An 18,143-nucleotide genomic window follows, 5' to 3' on the forward strand; every position below is an offset into this window, starting at 1 on the left:
ATTAATAAATATTAGACTGACTCAACAAACCTAAATTAAACCAAAAGCTAGCCAATCATCGCTGTAAGCTGATCATCAGTCAGTACCGTATCAGCCAATTTTATGGTTTCAATATGGAAATAACTGTTCAAGATTGGCGCACTCCACTGTTGAATAGTGATGCTGTCATTATGACTCGCCTGCTGAGCGTCAAACTCAATGACTAAATCATTATCCTGTAGATCAATAACCAAATCTGACAAGCTAAAGTCGGTTAAATCAAGTGTGTCATTACCAGACCAGTCGTGTATGACATCCTTGCCATCTCCTTTATGGAATACAAAGGTATCATTACCTAGCCCGCCATGAAGACAATCATTACCCGCACCGCCGTTTAACGTATCGTTACCAATACCGCCGTCTAGGTAGTCATCACCTCCTCGGCCATACAACTCATCATCGCCAAGTCCACTCAACAGTGTATCTTTACCATTGCCGCCTATTATTAGGTCATCCCCTAATAATCCAGAGATTGAGTGCTGAGCATTGTCCTGAGCCACAATGATATCATCACTTAAGTGACCTAGCGTTATGCCTTCATTGACTTCCATCACTGACTTATCGATAACCAGTTTAGTAGCACTGCTAGCTTCAGCACCGTAGGCATCACTCGCTGTTATTTGTATATCGTAAACCGCTGAACCACGATAGTCGTGAGCCGCTAATTGAGTAGCATCAGCAATCAGCTCACCAGTATTCGCATCAATACTGATACCTGTTGGAACCTCACTACCCTCTACCATGCTCAATTTATAGGTTAGCGCATCTCCATCAGCATCTGTAAAGATGTTTTGACTATCATAGTGCCAATTATCGTTTGAAGCTGATATATACATGACAGGCTGTATCGCTTGATTGACTTGTGGCGCGGTATTAACGACTTCATTTTGATTTAAGTTCAGCCCAATTAATACTGGGTTGTGATCACTGGCTCGGTAAGCATCTGGGTTATATAACTGCTTCTGTCCATCACTCTTAAAGCTTGTATCATAATCAAAGGCCGTTGCTTCCTCTGCATTGATGCCCCAAGTTGCCACACCAGTAATTTGATTACTCAATGAGTCACTGGTAAGGATATGATCGAGTGATCCCCATACGCCTTTAAATACATAAGAGTAGCCCTCTTTTTGGATATCGTAACCATTGTTTTCCAGATACTGTAAAGAGTCTTCCATGGTGTATGAGTTAAAATCACCAATTAGCACATTGTCCGTATCGCCTGTGCCAGTTGGGTCCGTATCCATCCATTGTTTAAGCTGCTGGGCGGCTTCTAAACGAGTGATTGGGTTATTACCTTGGCCGTCTTGTTGATCTGGATCAATGACACTACCTTTTGATTTAAAATGATTCACAACCACACTAAATTGCTCGCCATCTGAATTTGCTTTAAACGCTTGGGCTAGTGGTACACGGTTGCCCTTATCAAAGGCAGGGTATGCATCCGTATCTGGCACCACCGCCGAACCAACTGGGGTCACGTTGGCAGGCTTATAAATCATCCCTACCATAATAGCGTCATCGCCTGCTGTGGCTTCGGTGCTACTGTTAAATGGGCCTTTGATATAGTTATAAGTATCTGCGCCCATTTTTGCATTAATGGCATCTACCAATGCATGAATAGCGCTGTCTTCGCCATAGCCGTTGTTTTGAATCTCCATCAAGCCGACCACATCAGCATCTAAGCCTTCTATCATAGACACTAATTTATCAAGCTGACGGTTATACTCCTCAAGGTTATCAGCGCCACGCCCAGACTGCTCATTGCCGTAAGGCGTTTCAAACTTCGAATTGCCAAAGGTGGTAAAGAAGTTGAGTACATTGGCAGAAGCCACTGTTACTTCAGCATCACCAATTTTGGCATGTAAATCTTCAGCAGTTGGTCTATCTTCACCAGTAAAGTTATAGCCTTTGCCATCGATAGGTTGAATTTTGTAATTTCCGAATGAGTAATTCACCACACCGTTTACTTCATCAACACTGTCACCACCTCGTAGAGTATTGGTGTCTGATAACGGCTCGCCATTTCTACCAAAAATAACCGTATCTGGATTTTGTTTGGTGTTGGCATCTTCAATAATGATGCGATCATGCGCTAAGGCTTCAATATAATTCTGATTACCCTCAACGTCCGGTTTATTGATTTCTGTATATTGTACTTGTACCTCATCTGAGGTTAGAACCACTTCTCCATATCGTCCTAAATTATAGGTTTCAGTAACCACTAAGCTGCCATTGTCTGACCCAGATTTAATGTTGACATACATGCCCTCAACGGTTTCAAAGTCGAAGCTGTCACTAGTGGGTAGAGTAATGGTGGTTGGCTCAGGCAAATCATTCACTGTACCGTCATTGGTAACCGTAAATCCTTGCGTATAATTAATTTGGGTATTGTCATAATACTCATTAACAAGGCCCGATAGCGTGACGGTATCGCCAATACTCGCCATCATCACACCAGGATTATTAGAACCATAATAAACAAAGATACCTTCCGACGTCGCCTCGTTCACATCATAATCGGTCGCTTGCTCTTGTACATAAAACCCTTTAAGGCCGGGCACATAAGCGGTGACAATAGCATTGATGGTGACTTCTTGACCTAGATACGCCTGCGAGCCATCATTGCCTTCGCCTTGGATATCATGGATGAGCGTGTAGTCGGTAGGTTGAGGCGCTGATGCTGAAGTTGTAAAATCAAGCGTATTGGGTGTGTTATCACTAAAGTTAGCTGTCCAAGCGTTTCCTGCAACATCGGTAATCGCAGAATTATCCAAACTTAACTGATAAGACTGATTCACCTCAAGCTCATTAGTCGGATCAATGGTTAGCGTATTACCAGCCACGCTAATGCGATCACTTAGAGCAACATCAAAGATTTCAACAATAGTGCCGTTTGCGTCTTTAAGTGTGATATTGCCACTCCCCGTCTGGATAACCTCATCAAATGTCAGTGTAATATCATTATTTGTATCAAACGTCGCAGCGTCATCTACTGGATTGGCTTCAATCAATGTAGGTGCTGTGGTATCCGGCTGAGCATTCCCTAATGTAAAGCTTTCTGTAGGTTGAGCAAATCCTGCACTGTTATCACCTTGCCAGTTATCTGGATTGGCTATGGCGGTTAATAGCGCCTCTTTTGAGCCATGGGTTGTCCCTTGATAGACCGCATTATCCACCTCTTGAATAGCCACTGCCGTCTTTCCAGCCTCTAAGCCAGTCGGCAAGGCTGACGTGTTTGAGTTGGTGGCATCGTCCTGCCAATCTGAGCCTTCTAAATTCACCGCATATATAAAAGTAGGCGCTGTATCCTCACCTTGATACGCAATGACTTGGTCGCCACTTGACGCCAACGCCAAATTACCCTGTTTTACTACCGTACCTATCGAAGCAGAAACATCGCCATCATTACTCAATTTGATAACACTACCTGCGGCGATATTTTGGTCTGCTGTCCATAACCATGCGCCCTCATTTGCTCTAAAAGCACCTGTGCTGGTCACACCATTATCAGTAAATTTAATTTCAGTATCTTTATCTAAATCGGTTAATGCCACAAAGCTAATTTGATCAGGATTGTCTGAGTTAATACCAATAATAGCGATATCGCCTGCATTTAAAGAGGGTGTCATAACGTGCTCCGAATTGAGAAGTTATCAAAAAATAAGACATTACTGAGTAAGCTTACTCATGATAGGAGCCATAAATGACAAACCGGTGAAGTTTAAATAACACTTTGATGATAAAACGCATCAAAGAAGTCAAATAGACTCAATTGGTTAACGATAAGTGGATTTGGATTTGATATTGGATGAGTTGACTGAGTAGCCAATCTCGCCATTCGCTTGTATCTACTGATAGACTGTTATGGGTTTGATGATTTTATGGAGTTAGATAGTGATAAACAAAAAGTGTATAAGTTACTAAACAAAGCTGTGACCAAGCTTGAAGATGAACCCAAACAAATAGTTGAAAGATGGCTACAGGCTATCCAAAAGGTAGAGTATGAGTGATGGCTTTACTGAACGAGAGCAATCTCATATTCGGTTGATGTTAATGCAATCGAGAGCATACAAAAGAAAAAATCATTGGTTTTAAAAGGGGATACGGCATTGATGCTCGACTTCATTGAGTGTTCTATAATCCGTATTCAGGTTTTTAAGCTGCCTATGTGGTAAGCAAGTGGTAAGGGTAAAGAAGGTGGTGAGATAAAGCCAAAAAATGGCTATGAAGGTATTAATGAGGCAAAACAGGCTGTAAGTGCTTATATTTGGGATTATTATCAAAGTGTCAGACCGCATAGCTTTAATGATTATTTGACGCCAACAGCCAAAGAAAGACTTTATTTCAATAAACACCTCTTATGAGTTGTCCAATTTTAGTTGACCACTACACTAAAAGCCTATACCAAATTATAAAAGAATCATTCCTCCCCCTCAGGGGGAGGTTAGGTGGGGGAAAACCCTCCCTCAGGGAGGGGTCGGGGGAGGGCTCACCTCCTCCCCCCCTTTATTGAAATAAGGGAAGCTAGGTGGAGGTCACAAAACCCAAAAAAATAAAACTACTGACTGGCACGCACGCCACGCACATGTTTGATATGGTTATTATTATTGGTACCGTCGTCGTAGTAGTGTTTCACGTATCCGCCATCGAAGTCCACGTACCACGCACGGTAACTTACCGAGGCCGACCAATAATCACCACGTGCTGTATTTGGAAATTTGCTAGTGTTAATAGCAGGATTATGACAGGCGGTCTCTACCAAGCTTTGCAACTCTTTGATATTCGGCAGTCGGTAGCCATTACCTATGTTAAATGCTTGCTTAAGGGCATCTTGCCACATATGTATTGTTGCGGTGCCTGTACACGTACTACCATTCCAATGTTGTCCCACGCTACAGCGTTGCCATATTAGCCCAGTCACCGTGTCTTTAACCTCTGTGCCACCCGTCATTATCTCATAACGGCTATCAGGACGGGTAATTTCAATATTGGGATTGCACGTTTGCGCTGTTGCCGTGATGGCTATAGTGCTTAATACAGAGCCGATGATAAGGTTTTTCATATTTTGCTCCTTTTATAAAAATAGATAGGTTTCACCTCCCTCAGGGAGGGGTTGAGGGATGGAACGCCCCCACTCCTTTTAGCCAGCCAAGCACAGCTTGACTCTTGCGTCACTAAAACGGTCTCCCAGACTGTTTCTTAACTACTCTCCAGGGCTAGGGGGGGGTGGTTCTTCCTCCTTCGGGGGGTGGTTCACTTCCCTATCTCAGGGGGAAGCTAGGTGGGGGGCTACTGACTGGCACGCACGCCACGCACATGACCATTATTATACTTATAGCTCTTATCGAAGTGACCGGTGTAACCAGACCTGAAATAAACGTACCACGCATCGCCAATATAGTCGGAATACGGCGATGCCGACCAATATGCTTTAGGTCTTGTATTTGAAAATATCGGATTTATCGCAAGATTATAAGGCCCATAGTCGACAATGCTTACCAGCTCATCAAGAGTAGGCATACGCCAGTCGTTATAGCCACAATAGTTAGCGTTGTTTAGTGCCTGTATATACGCCTGTGTATCACAGTCAGAGCCTATGCAGGTGCCACCGTTTTGCTTGCCTGCATCACCGCCATTATTGCTGCTATCAGGGTTATACCATGTATAGGTGTTGTCTGTATCACGCAGTCCACCATCGTTGGTCTTTTGCTCCCAAATCAGCCCTGTGACGTTATCACGCACACATTCTGCACCGTTTTGATTGAGTGTGGTATAGCTTAATGCTCCACCCGCCTGCACCTCGCCATCTTGTTGTAAGCCATACAAGTCTGCGCCTAAGGCTGCTAGGGTGCAGTCGAGCATTTTTTCGTCAGCAGTAGCACAGAATTTGATGCCTGTGGCGGTGAGTTTTGAGGTTGTGGGTGTTATTGTCGCATCCTTCACCACTATCTTATGTCGCTGACTCACTGATTTGCCTTTATCATCTGTCCATCTACCTAATATAACGTAAGTGCCTGCGCTAATATAAGAATGCCCTGCTGGAAGAAAACTTAAGCATTTGCCTGCGTCAGCTTGCATAACCGTAGGTTGGCTGCCATCGCCCCAGTTATAGTTTGCTTTCACAATACAGGTATCATCATTTTTCGACTGATTGACATCAAGCACAAACTGCTTATTCACCTCAATAGTGTCTGCCAACTCAAAGCCCAGCCCAAATTTATTCTCAACCTTAAAGGTTTTATTAAATAACTGGCGTGAGCTATCTTGACTAAAGCCAATGATGCTATAGCTCGTACCGCTAATGTCAGGTTTACAATAATATTTTTGATAGCTACTGGTAGATTCGTCTTGAATCTTATAACCATTACAGCCCAAAATATTTAAATCATAGCGAAGAGGTAGGTTGCTACCTCGAACCTCTAACGTAAACGGCTGGTTAATAGTTAAGATTTCTGGTGTAGCTGTTACCGAGGTGACTTTAGTAATGAAATCATCAACAATAATGTCTTTAGCAGCAGAACTTTTTACGATACCAAACTGTTTTGACTTGTTATATAACACCATTCGATAAGGCTCTACCATAAATGGTAAATAAACGATATGTTCATCCCTTTTAGCATCATATTCAACTTCATATTCTTGTTGTGACATGCCATTTCTATCATATTCATCCAATGTGACATACCATTTATTTGATAAATAAGTATAGGCGCTATTACTAAAGGCATCAGATTCAATAATAAACTCAAACTTATCATCATCTACATCTACTAAGGCATTTTTGTTAAATCTAGCGGTAAAATCAATTTCGCCTGATGCCACACATTCTTTGTTAGATGTTTCATAAACTGTCCAAAATCTATCTTCACCTTTATTTTCTATAGTAAAGTCTTTATTGACATCATAAATATATAAATCAGCTTGCACCTTTCCTTTAATTCTATATTGCCAAGCATATTCTGCGCCTATCCAAGGGTTCATATATATACAGCCAGCACCCGTTAGCTTTTTGGTTGGATTAACTTGATAAACAACATTGCCTTTAAGTTCTTGCTTGTATTCTCCTCCAATAAATACATTACCTGCAATAGGACGAATACCGCCAACTAGCATATCAGCACCAATATTAAGTCCTAATTTTTGTGTCGCTTTGATATCCGCCTCAGCATAAAACTCAGTTATACCAGCGCCTGATGGGTTGTTTATTTTTTTCATTTTCATACCATATGGAACACCCTCTAAGGCATATCCAGTTTCAAAACCGTAATCTTTGAAGCGATACCCTGTTTTACCTTCAAGTGTTATATTGCCATTTATATCAAGATATACCCAAAGAATGGCTGTTGGAGGGCCTGAAGCTAGCGTAATGGCTGAATCAGGAATATTTTTAAATGTTGTTATCGACGCTGTGGGTATTACAACGATGACACCCCCTAGCGGAATCCTACCAACTTTATCTTCATCTTTTAAACCATCTATGCTGAATGCATCACCTAAACTCCATTTAAGGTTTTTCCATACATCCGTTTGAGAGACAGCCTGACCAATATTTATATCGGCATTTTTTGATGATAAACTGAAGTCAGCACCTGCCTTACCCTTGATTACTGAAGACATCTCTGTCCAACCGTTTGCTCCTAAAGCAAGCTCTTTTATGTCAAACTCACCCTTGGACTTGAAAACTAAATCTTTGATGTTGACATCAGCATTTAATGACACTTTTTGGTGAATTTTATCATCACATTTTTTTACTAAAGCTACTTTTTTAGTATTTTTATCAAAACAAAAATCATGAGACATTTTAATAGTGCCTGTTATCGTTGTTCCTTTAACTTTTAAGCTATCACTTATGGTCAGACCGCTTTGATGTTCGACAGGCTTTTCTTGCGTAAACTCAGTTTCAACATCTTGTGGCGCTATAACACCTACAATTTTTGCATCTACTCTTGATGTATCAATATCCCAACTTAACTCCTCATAGGCATCTTCTGCATGAGCAGGAATTAATTTTTTGATAGTTTTACCATTTTCAGTTACCGTTTGGACTTTTCCAACAAATCCGTAGGGTACAAGAGAATCCTTTTCCGAACTTGGCTCAATATATACAACATCACCATCTTGTAATGAGCTGCCATATTCATTATTAGTTGGTATGGCAAGCTGGTTATTTTCAGACTGTACGAATAAATTTGTATTAGTTTGCTCTGAAGCTCTAATAACTTTTACATCTTCCTTCATTACAGATTTGTAACTATTTGAGTCGGAAGGATTGGACTCGTAATCATTTTTACCCCCATCACAATCATCTCCAGAGCAACAACCAGTGACAAAGGAAAGTGTCACTACCGCCAACCCCGTCTTAAGATACAATTTTTGATAACTAAAACCCTTGTCATATGCCATAGACTGACATTCTTGTCGCCTTTTAAGAATATGACTGACGGCATCAGTAAACTGCTCATTTTTTAAAACATATAAAGCATGAGATGAACAAGACAAGCTACCTTTATGTTTACGATGGGCACATTCATATTTTTTATGTGGTGAGATATGCTTTTGGTAGAATCGAATAAAAAATATGAATATCGGAACAAACAATAGTTGCAATATTAAATTAATCCAACCCTTTTTATCTGATTTATTTATCATGACGCTGTCCTTACAACTATTTAACTAAAATATCGTATTGATGAAATCTACTAAAACCTATACCCCAAACCCAACTGCCAAAGTGTCTGTTCACTCTCACTATCTGGATACTGGTAACCGTTTTCGCTATCGCTTTGCTCGTACTTAAATGTTTGTCGACTAACACCAGCATTCATACTTAACTGCTTAGATAATGGATATTGCCCCACTATCCCTAATTGAGTGACGCCAGCGTTGCCAATATCTTGATTTAAACCCAACTTAGGCACATCAATATTACTATCGACTATCTTTCCTGCCTTTGCTTGCACTTTTAGGATGAGAGGTACTTGAAGACTGGGTTGCCAATCAATGTTTGCCCCAGCCAATATTGCTGTATGGCGAAAATCCTCGGTGTACTGAGTCAGCTCACGCATCCAACGTTGATGGCTAATAGATACTAATGGTGTAAAACTTAAGGATTGACTCACTTGATAGCCTAGCCCTAGGTCAAAATCTGCTTGGGTGACTTTATTGTCCGTATTGGTTTTATAGGGGGTAAGCGTATATCCTGCTTGCAAGTAGCCGTCGTAGTCAGTATCGCCACTAGCATAAAGCAATTGTAATTTTCCGTAGGGTGTCCATTGCCTATCTAATAGCATAATAGGGTCAAGAGTGTTGATAATGCCCAGCTCAAACACTTGAATTGTGCCTGTTTCGCTATTTAATACGCCATTAGTAGTTAATCCACTACTATCGGTCTCTTTATAATCTTGGTCTAACTGACCAACAGATACTTGCCACTCCCATTCGTCTGCCATAGCCAATTGACTGACATTAAATAACAGTAGCGCAATAATAATTTTAAAACTATGACAAAGGTTAAGGCTTTTCATGCAAAACCAACTATTTAGAAATTTTTAAAAAATAATGTTTCAATAATCACTATTTATATCACAAAAATTAACCTTTGAATGTCCGAAATCTCGGACAATTTAAAATTTTATTGGACTCCTTAGAGGTATATTTGAGTTGTGTTACAGCTAACTCTTTGAATTGAATAGATGAGATGGAAATTATTCTTTAACTATAACTATTGATGGTTTTAAAATATTTTGAATATTTATGATATAACCTTAAGTCGTTACGATAGGAATGCTCGAATTAATAAATGGAGAGGGTTTTTGGGGTTATTTAAGATTTTAACTTTAATAAGATATAAGCTAGCCTAATGGCTTTAGAATCTGGACTCTGAATTAGATCTACAAGGTGAAGTGATATCAATTCAATAGTAACGCTTCCGGCTATTATAGTCCGCACGCGATTGGCTACAGAGATACAAGCAAATTCAGCTACAAAACTCAGGACATTTAACACCAAAACCGTAGTCAACTTTTTTAACGACAACTCTGTAGCCAACTGACCCATTCACCAACTAAATACCCCCTATTCCTTATTCCTTTATCACAACCCTGCTACAGTAAGTCATAACGAAACCTAATCATTGCAATAGGAAACTCTTAAGTAGGAGACAACCATGACGTTAATGACTGACTTAAATTTAACCTACCCCATCGTGCAAGCGCCAATGGCAGGCGGAGCCACCACACCTGAGCTTATTACAGCTGTCAGTAACTTTGGCGGACTCGGTAGCCTTGGCGCAGGGATGACTGCCCCCGACACACTACATGAGCAAATCAATCAGATTAAAGCCTTAACTGACAAGCCTTTTGCGGTTAACCTAATGGTATTAAGCGAGTCAGAATCAAGTACTTTTGATAGCTCAATACCTGACTGGCTACAAGCCTATTACGATGAGCAAGGGATAGAGTTTGTGTTACCCGACACGCCAGCGCAGTCCTTTAGCGCACAATTACAAGTATTGCTAGACAACCCTGTCCCTGTGGCAAGTTTTACCTTTGGCATTATCAATCAAGATCAGATAGACGCCTTGCATCAGGTCGGTACAAAGGTTGTCGGAACGGCGAATCATCCACTAGAGGCCAAAGCTTGGGCAGATATTGGTGCAGATGCAGTATGCGTACAAGGTTATGAGGCAGGCGGACATCGAGGCGGTTGGCTTGATGCGAGCGAGCAAGACCCACTCGGTTTGTTGACCTTGATTAGTCAAACCAAAGCCGTCACTAACATTCCTCTGATTGCCGCAGGTGGCATCATGACTGGTCAAGATATCAAAGCGGTGCAAACTGCTGGTGCGCAGATGGCACAGTTGGGTACAGCATTTTTAACCACCCATGAGAGTGGTATTAACCCAACCTATAAAGCAGAACTATTAAAAGTGGCGCAAGCTAAAAGAGAAGGCATCACCCGTTTAACCCGTCTGTTTTCAGGTAAACCAGCACGAGGTTTAGTAAATGAGTATTTAACTCGTTATGCTGAATATGATAACGATAATGCTTTGCCACCCTATCCACAGTTAAATGCCATGACAAAGCCTATGCGAGCGGCAATGGCCAAAGCCAATAATCCAGAATATATGTCGCTATGGGCAGGACAAGGTGTGACTCAAGTACAGGCAGAATCAGTAAGTGAATTAATGCACCGATTAACTTCAGAGCTATAATCAGTAACGTGCTAAACAGTTAAGGTGTTAATGTTAGCTCTAACCTCACAAACCTATCATCAAAAAGAAACAGGCTAAGAGAAGCTCTCTTAGCCTGTTTCTTTTTAGCCGTTTTTTATTTTTAGAGCGCTATCCACACAGTATTTAAATAAATCTACCTATTGACTTGCTTTATTTGGCTGTTGATTTGGTTTTTGCTCTAACTGTTGTCGGAATGCTTTGTAATCATCAGCAGTTTGTTTAACCTTCTCAAGCATTGGCACATGACCGACTTTAGGCATCATAATAACTTTGGCTTGCGGAATAATAGTAGCGATATACTCGGCGGTTTCTGGCTTGATAATCTTGTCTTCCTCGCCCCAAACGACCAAGGTCGGAATGTTATTATCCGCGATAACCTTTGCTTTTTCCTCGACACTGTCACCGACGATTTGTACTAAGATTTTGGACTCTAACGATCTGTTGTTGATTCTATCCTGAGCCAATACCGCTTTTACCGACGTTGGGATATACGGCGGATCATACATCACCAAATCGCTTAGTTTTTCAAAGTCTTCATAGCTGCTAATCAGTAACGGATTGTTCTCAAGCGTTGCGCCCTCTAATGACTCTGGCACACCCACTGACCAGAATCCAGCACTGTCTAATAACCACAAGCTGCCTATCTCTTTGGGGTACAGCGCAGCATAGGCCACACTAATAGACCCACCCATTGAGTTGCCCGCAATATGCAGATTGGAGGTCATGCCCTTAGCCTGCATTAGCTCGTGCAAGCGTTTGGCCTGCGCATCAGCGCGATAGTTTTCATCCATGGGCTTATCAGAGTCACCAAATCCTAATAAATCCGGAATGATGACATGATAGTCCTTAAACTCTTCTGCAATGCGCATAAAGTTAATGATACTACCGCCAAAGCCATGAATCAATAACAAAGGCTTGCCCGATGTATTGTTGTTATCGGCATATATCAAGGTATGACCTGAAGATAATTTGAACGACTTTATCTCTAGGCCGGCTTTGTTACGCTCATGCTGCAACAGCTTTTGAGTGGTGGCAACCGTTACGGCATTGGGGGTTGTACAGCCGATGACAGATACGGCAAGCAACATGGCAAGCACTTTTGAAAAGTGTTTTTTGAACAGGGTCATTTAAGCCTCTCTTTTATAGAGTATGGTTATAGAGTACGGGTATCATGTATGAGCGATAGTGAAATGGGGTGTCCTAATTATGTGGGACATTTAGATAAGGTAAATCAGTTCAATCAATAATACACTTAAATTAACTATTCAACCAACCTAATTGAATGCAGTCAATAATGGCTAAAGTAATTATAGGGCGTGTTGAGCCATTTTAGCTATCAGCAGTGCTAATTTTCGAATACTCCAATACGCCCTAATTAGAGTGACCATAAAGAGGATGTCATATTCTGATATTTTTATGCAAAAATTTTACAGAGCTCATAAATAGCATTTGTTATGATAATCTAAATCAAGAAGTTAATTTTAAATAAACACAGATAGAATGATTACTTGTTGATAAACGCGCAAAGCGTGTAAAAAGCAAAAGCCTCTCCTAAATAAGAGAGGCTTTTTGAATGAAGGGTAAGAATTAATCTTTCCAAAAAACGAGCCAAAAACCGAGTTTGACCCAGGTGGGTTAATTCTTAGAAATGATAGTATATGATTAATACGCCTTATGGAGGCACATAAACCCATGACCGAATCTTCTCAAAACCAAAAGCCCTCACCTAAAATACGTATTCATCAAAAATATCATCGCCTGATATTTACAGGACTGATGGCCTCGTTGATGTCGGTAATTATTTCTGGCGCATTGATACTGATTAAAGAGGGCTATAGTGATGCTTATTTTGAGCATCTTATCAGTTCGTGGCTCTTAGCTTTTGCGTTTGCGTGGCCAAGCGCTTATGTGTGTGCGTATGTGATACAAACCCATATTTTAAGTCGTATCGATTTTTACACTGACCAAGACCAAAAAAGATAAATACTAAGCTTACACCAGTGGCTCAAGATTTTGAGTGTATAACGTACGACCATAAAGGTCTTTTAGCATCACCGTCATATTCTCCGTTTTACCATCAATAGCCACTTCCCCAAAGAACTGCATCCCCGCACTCGGTGGTAAGTTTGACTCACCCTCTTTCGGCGCTTTGACATACTTAAGCTCAGGGCCAAAGGTATTATCCAGCTCATTAGGGCCAAAAGTACCGGCATTCAGAGGTCCTGATACAAACTCCCAAAATCCGTTGAAGTCCTGAAACTGTGCTTTATCAGGGTTGTAATAATGAGCGGCGGTATAATGCACATCTGCGGTTAACCAGACGGTGTTATTGATACTATTGTGCTTAATAAATCGCAATAGATCGGCAATTTCATGTTCACGCCCTAATACTGGCCCATCCCCGTTTGACGAGTTTTCAAAGTTAGCACCGTCTTTGACCATCAGCCCGATAGGCATGTCTGAGGCAATCACTTTCCAAGTGGCTTTCGAGTCTTTCAATCCTTGCTTTAACCATGCGATTTGCTCGCGTCCCATATAAGCGGTGGCCTCACTAGGCTGAGCTTGGCGATTAGCAGAGTTATCGCCGCGGTAAGTGCGCATATCGATGACGAACACATCAAGTGATGGGCCATACGGGATTTTACGATAGATACGCTCTTTTTCATCCGCCGATAGTCGCATCGGCATATATTCCATAAAAGCTTTTTTTGAACGGGCTGATAACAGTGCCACACTCTTTTCGGTGTAGCGATCATCGTCCAAGATTTCATTCGGATACCAGTTGTTGACGGTTTCGTGGTCATCCCACTGCGAAATAATAGGCACTTCAGAGTTAAAGCGACGCACGTTTTTATCCATTAAGTTATAGACATAGTTACCACGATACTCATCTAACGTCTCAGCCACTTTACTCTTCACTTCGGTCACCACGTTGCGCCAAATACTGCCGTCAGCCAATTCTACTTGCGACTTAACTGGACCGTCGGCATAGATATTATCGCCACTATGAATAAAGAAATCTGGACGACTCTCGGCCATCGTATGATAAATTTTCATACCCCCAAAGTCTTCATTAATACCCCAGCCCTGACCAACGGTATCACCCGACCACTGAAAGCGGATGTCTCTCTTTTGATTGGGCGCAGTTTTAAAGTGCCCTAAAACGGGATGGCTTTGTGTTTTAGCCCGACCTAAATCGGCGTAACTGACCCGATAAAAGATATGTTGACCCGCAGGCAAGCCTTGCAAATCTACCGTGGTGGTAAAGTCATTTTCAGGGAGTGCTGCTGGTCCCATGACTCTGGTTACATTGTCAAACTTAGGCGTTGTCGCCCATTCAACAATCATACGCGCTGGGCGATTGGTACGACTCCATACCACACCGCGACCATTCATGATATCTCCAGATTGCACGCCGTAGGGGATAAGCGGACGGTCTGTACCAATAGCAAATACTGGTGTTGAACTCACTGCGGCGGCACTAGCGACAGTGGATAACTTCAAAAAATCTCGACGATTAACAGCCATGGGTACTCCTCAGTTATAGAATTATTTATCGGTTGATTAGAGTGCTTGCGCTTAGCGTTATATCTTTTGATTGTTGTCTATGCTCATTACCTATTCGACGAGCTTCCATGATGTTAGAGCACCCATATTAAAGTTTGATGTATTGTCAGCTTGTCACAAAATATTCATTATTTGGGTCAGCTTGAACCCTGCTATTTACCCGACCACAAACACAAAAAACCACTGCCATAAATGACAGTGGTTTTTATTAATAACGATTGATAGAGCTATTGAGCTAAACCTAATTAACTATTGGCTTGCCGCATCGAGTAGCTGAAATGGGAAGGTCACCACATCAAAGGCTAAGGCAAAAGGCAACAACACTAACTTACCTGCCGTGTTTGCGCCTCTGTGCTGAGTAGTAGTCGATTCGGTTTTGGTATAAATGGTCACCGGATAAGCCTTGCTAAGCGTGCTGTATTTTGACTGAATTAAGCTCAAATTACTGACCGCTGGATAGACACCACCCTGAATCGGCACTGTAAAGCAAAAACGCTGTGCTTGCATGCGCTCATCGCTAGAGCTACTGCACTCCTTACCGCCATTTTGTAAGAAGAAGTTGTAATCGCTACGCTGAAAATCGTCTTTTAATTTAGCGTATGACAGCTTCATTTGACCTTGGAAGTAGCCGTCATTTTTTGGCGAATAAAAGCGCATTTCGTTTTCAACGCGGATATTCTTAGGATGAAGGTTGGTTAACAAGTTAACCATTTCAGGCCCGCCTTGGCTCAACACATAGCTGTTTTTCTCACCGACAATAACCACGCTACTGGCTGGCATATTGGGCAGACGCGTGGCAGGACGACCAAAAGCGACCAATTCATCTTGTACCAATACTTGCTCAGTACTGGTGGTACTAGAGTAGCTGCCTGAGTCTAGTAGCTCAGAGGTGGCACAGCCTGATAGCCCGAAAGTAGTAACCGCCAAACTACCTAATAGCAGTATCTTGGCGTTAGATTTAACAAACCGTGATGATTTATGTTGTGACTGTTGTTGATTTAATTGCATTTCAATTCCCTATGATTATTAATGATTAAATATTACTGCATAGTCTATGTAGTAGCAATCTATTTTTATCAAACACGTTTTACTAGGCAGCCCTTTGGTCAGTAGCGCTATCAAGCCACCTCATTCAGACCAGCGACTTTGTTTTTGAGACAAGCGACTTGGTGCTCAGCCGTGCCCTCTAATACTGGCTTGGTTTGGGCACAGCCATCATCAGCAATGGGGCAACGCGTGCGAAACACGCACCCGGATGGGGGATTGATCGGGCTTGGTAAATCCCCTTCTAGCAGCTCAATGGTCTTATTACGTTCAATCTCTGGATCAGGAATCGGTACCGCTGACATCAGCGCCTTGGTATAAGGATGAGTCGGATTACTATAGACCGCTTTATCGACACCTAGCTCCACCGCATTGCCCAAATACATCACCAGCACTCGGTCAGATATGTGCTTGACCACAGACAAGTCATGCGCAATAAATATCAGCGCCAAGCCCATCTCTTTTTGCACGTCTTGCAATAGGTTAATCACCTGTGCCTGAATGGAGACGTCCAGTGCTGATACTGGCTCATCACAAATAATCAGCTTCGGCTTTAGAATAAGCGCACGTGCAATACCGATACGTTGACACTGACCGCCAGAGAACTCATGCGGATAACGGTTCACTTGGTTGGCGAGCAGACCCACCTTCTTCATCATGGCACGTACTTGCTCTTCAACTTCTGCCTTAGGCATTTTAGGATAATAAGTACGCAGCGGCTCAGCGATAATATCGCCCACGGTCATACGTGGATTTAATGAGGCGAGCGGATCTTGGAAAATCATCTGGATGTCTTTACGGGTTAAGCGCATCTGCTTTTTAGAAGCGCCCATAATTTCTTGACCATTAAATTTGATACTGCCTGAACGGGCTTTGACCAGTCCAATAATGGTGCGTGCCAAGGTGGATTTACCACAGCCCGATTCACCGACCACCCCCAAGGTCTCGCCAGCATATAGGTCAAACGACACGCCATTGACCGCCTTTAGGGTTGCAGGCTTCTGCCAAAAATAGTTGCCTTTTTGTTTGATATCAAAGCTTGTAACCACATCCCTTACTTGCAATAAAGGCGCATCATTGACCACATCGATTCGATTGTTTTTAGTCTTTGTCATGGCGATTATCCCTCCATCCCTGTGGCAATTTGTGCCTGCGCATCTTGTGGTTCGGTATTGGCGACATCCTCTGGTTTCCAGTAGCAAGCGCGTTGACGCTCATTGGGCAAAAACTCAAGCGGCGGCGGCACATCACGGCAGATATCCATTGCATAAGTGCAGCGGTCGTAGAATGGACAACCGGCTGGCAGATTAAGCAGGTTTGGCGGACTGCCCGGAATGGTTTCAAGCTTACCGCTGTTATTGTCTAGACGCGGAATCGCACGCAGTAGCCCTTTGGTATACGGATGGGTCGGGTTATAAAATATCTCTTCGGTTTCGCCATAGGCCATGGTACGTCCGGCATACATCACCAATACGCGATCACAGATACCAGCGACCACCCCCAAATCATGGGTAATCATAATAATCGTCGTACCAAAATCACGTTTAAGCTCATTCATCAGCGTCATAATCTGCGCTTGTACCGTCACATCGAGGGCAGTGGTCGGCTCATCAGCAATCAATAGCTTAGGGCGGCACAACAGCGCCATCGCAATCATCACCCGTTGACGCATACCACCAGAGAACTCATGCGGATACATACCGATACGCTTGCGTGCTTCAGGAATCTTGACCGCATCGAGCATCTTGATGGCCTCTTCCCAGGCGTCTTTTTTGCTCATACCTTTATGCAATATCAGCACTTCAGCAAGTTGATCGCCAATTTTCATATAGGGATTTAAAGAGGTCATCGGATCTTGGAAGATCATAGACACTTGTTCAGCACGCAGCTTATTCAGCTCTTTTTCTGACAATCCTAGTAGCTCACTTCCTTCAAATAATACCGATCCTTTGGCATGACCATTTTTAGCCAATAGCCCCATTATAGCGAATGCGGTCTGCGATTTACCCGAGCCTGACTCACCGACGATACCCAGAGTTTCACCCTGATGCAAATTAAAATTGAGGCCATTTACAGCGGTCACCAACCCGTCTTCGGTACTAAATTGCACCGATAGATCCTTTACTTGCAGTAGGTCTGCTGCATTACTGACCTCAATTTCTGGTTTTAGGTTGTCTTTTAATACTGTCATAACGGTGTTACCTGTATTGGCTATCAGATAATTTGTTTATACGGTTAAATATTGTCTAAGCAAGGGGCT

11 protein-coding genes are annotated in these 18,143 nt (G+C 42.3%); 2 read left to right on the forward strand and 9 right to left on the reverse strand.

The window, feature by feature from the left end; genetic code table 11:
• Window positions 1–47: 47 nt before the first annotated feature.
• The 4 genes from AC2SLM_RS00485 to AC2SLM_RS00500 form a co-directional block, all read right to left on the reverse strand.
• On the reverse strand, window positions 48–3,668 hold the full coding sequence (locus AC2SLM_RS00485) for an ExeM/NucH family extracellular endonuclease (RefSeq protein WP_486551301.1): 3,621 nt from the start codon (window positions 3,666–3,668) through the stop codon (window positions 48–50).
• Window positions 3,669–4,597: 929 nt separating this feature from the next.
• Window positions 4,598–5,101: an Lcl C-terminal domain-containing protein gene (locus tag AC2SLM_RS00490; protein WP_486551302.1), complete on the reverse strand. Its 504-nt coding sequence runs from the start codon at window positions 5,099–5,101 to the stop codon at window positions 4,598–4,600.
• A 227-nt stretch (window positions 5,102–5,328) separates the two neighbouring features.
• The gene (gene yidD, locus AC2SLM_RS00495; RefSeq protein WP_486551304.1) at window positions 5,329–8,688 is read right to left on the reverse strand and encodes a membrane protein insertion efficiency factor YidD; all 3,360 of its coding nucleotides are present in this window, start codon (window positions 8,686–8,688) and stop codon (window positions 5,329–5,331) included.
• A 50-nt stretch (window positions 8,689–8,738) separates the two neighbouring features.
• On the reverse strand, window positions 8,739–9,563 hold the full coding sequence (locus tag AC2SLM_RS00500) for a TonB-dependent receptor (protein WP_486551305.1): 825 nt from the start codon (window positions 9,561–9,563) through the stop codon (window positions 8,739–8,741).
• Window positions 9,564–10,204: 641 nt separating this feature from the next.
• Here AC2SLM_RS00500 and AC2SLM_RS00505 point away from each other — a divergent pair.
• Entirely contained in the window at window positions 10,205–11,251 is a 1,047-nt protein-coding gene (locus AC2SLM_RS00505) for an NAD(P)H-dependent flavin oxidoreductase (RefSeq protein ID WP_486551306.1), read from the forward strand.
• A gap of 158 nt (window positions 11,252–11,409) precedes the next feature.
• Here the strand turns inward: AC2SLM_RS00505 and AC2SLM_RS00510 are convergent, their stop codons facing one another.
• Window positions 11,410–12,399 (reverse strand): alpha/beta fold hydrolase, encoded by a 990-nt coding sequence (locus tag AC2SLM_RS00510; RefSeq protein WP_486551307.1) that lies wholly within the window; start codon window positions 12,397–12,399, stop codon window positions 11,410–11,412.
• Between the two features lie 565 nt (window positions 12,400–12,964).
• On the opposite strand from AC2SLM_RS00510, the gene AC2SLM_RS00515 reads away from it, so the two are divergent.
• On the forward strand, window positions 12,965–13,255 hold the full coding sequence (locus tag AC2SLM_RS00515; protein ID WP_486551308.1) for a DUF2798 domain-containing protein: 291 nt from the start codon (window positions 12,965–12,967) through the stop codon (window positions 13,253–13,255).
• 9 nt (window positions 13,256–13,264) lie between these two features.
• Here AC2SLM_RS00515 and AC2SLM_RS00520 read toward each other — a convergent pair whose 3' ends face one another.
• The 4 genes from AC2SLM_RS00520 to oppD form a co-directional block, all read right to left on the reverse strand.
• Window positions 13,265–14,800: an alkaline phosphatase D family protein gene (locus AC2SLM_RS00520; protein WP_486551309.1), complete on the reverse strand. Its 1,536-nt coding sequence runs from the start codon at window positions 14,798–14,800 to the stop codon at window positions 13,265–13,267.
• A 288-nt stretch (window positions 14,801–15,088) separates the two neighbouring features.
• Window positions 15,089–15,847 (reverse strand): YidX family protein, encoded by a 759-nt coding sequence (locus tag AC2SLM_RS00525; protein WP_486551311.1) that lies wholly within the window; start codon window positions 15,845–15,847, stop codon window positions 15,089–15,091.
• A gap of 110 nt (window positions 15,848–15,957) precedes the next feature.
• Window positions 15,958–16,998 (reverse strand): murein tripeptide/oligopeptide ABC transporter ATP binding protein OppF, encoded by a 1,041-nt coding sequence (oppF, locus tag AC2SLM_RS00530; RefSeq protein ID WP_486551313.1) that lies wholly within the window; start codon window positions 16,996–16,998, stop codon window positions 15,958–15,960.
• Between the two features lie 5 nt (window positions 16,999–17,003).
• Window positions 17,004–18,074 (reverse strand): oligopeptide ABC transporter ATP-binding protein OppD, encoded by a 1,071-nt coding sequence (gene oppD, locus AC2SLM_RS00535; protein WP_486551315.1) that lies wholly within the window; start codon window positions 18,072–18,074, stop codon window positions 17,004–17,006.
• Window positions 18,075–18,143 lie beyond the last annotated feature (69 nt).

It is taken from the genome of Psychrobacter sp. CX16, assembly GCF_057396245.1.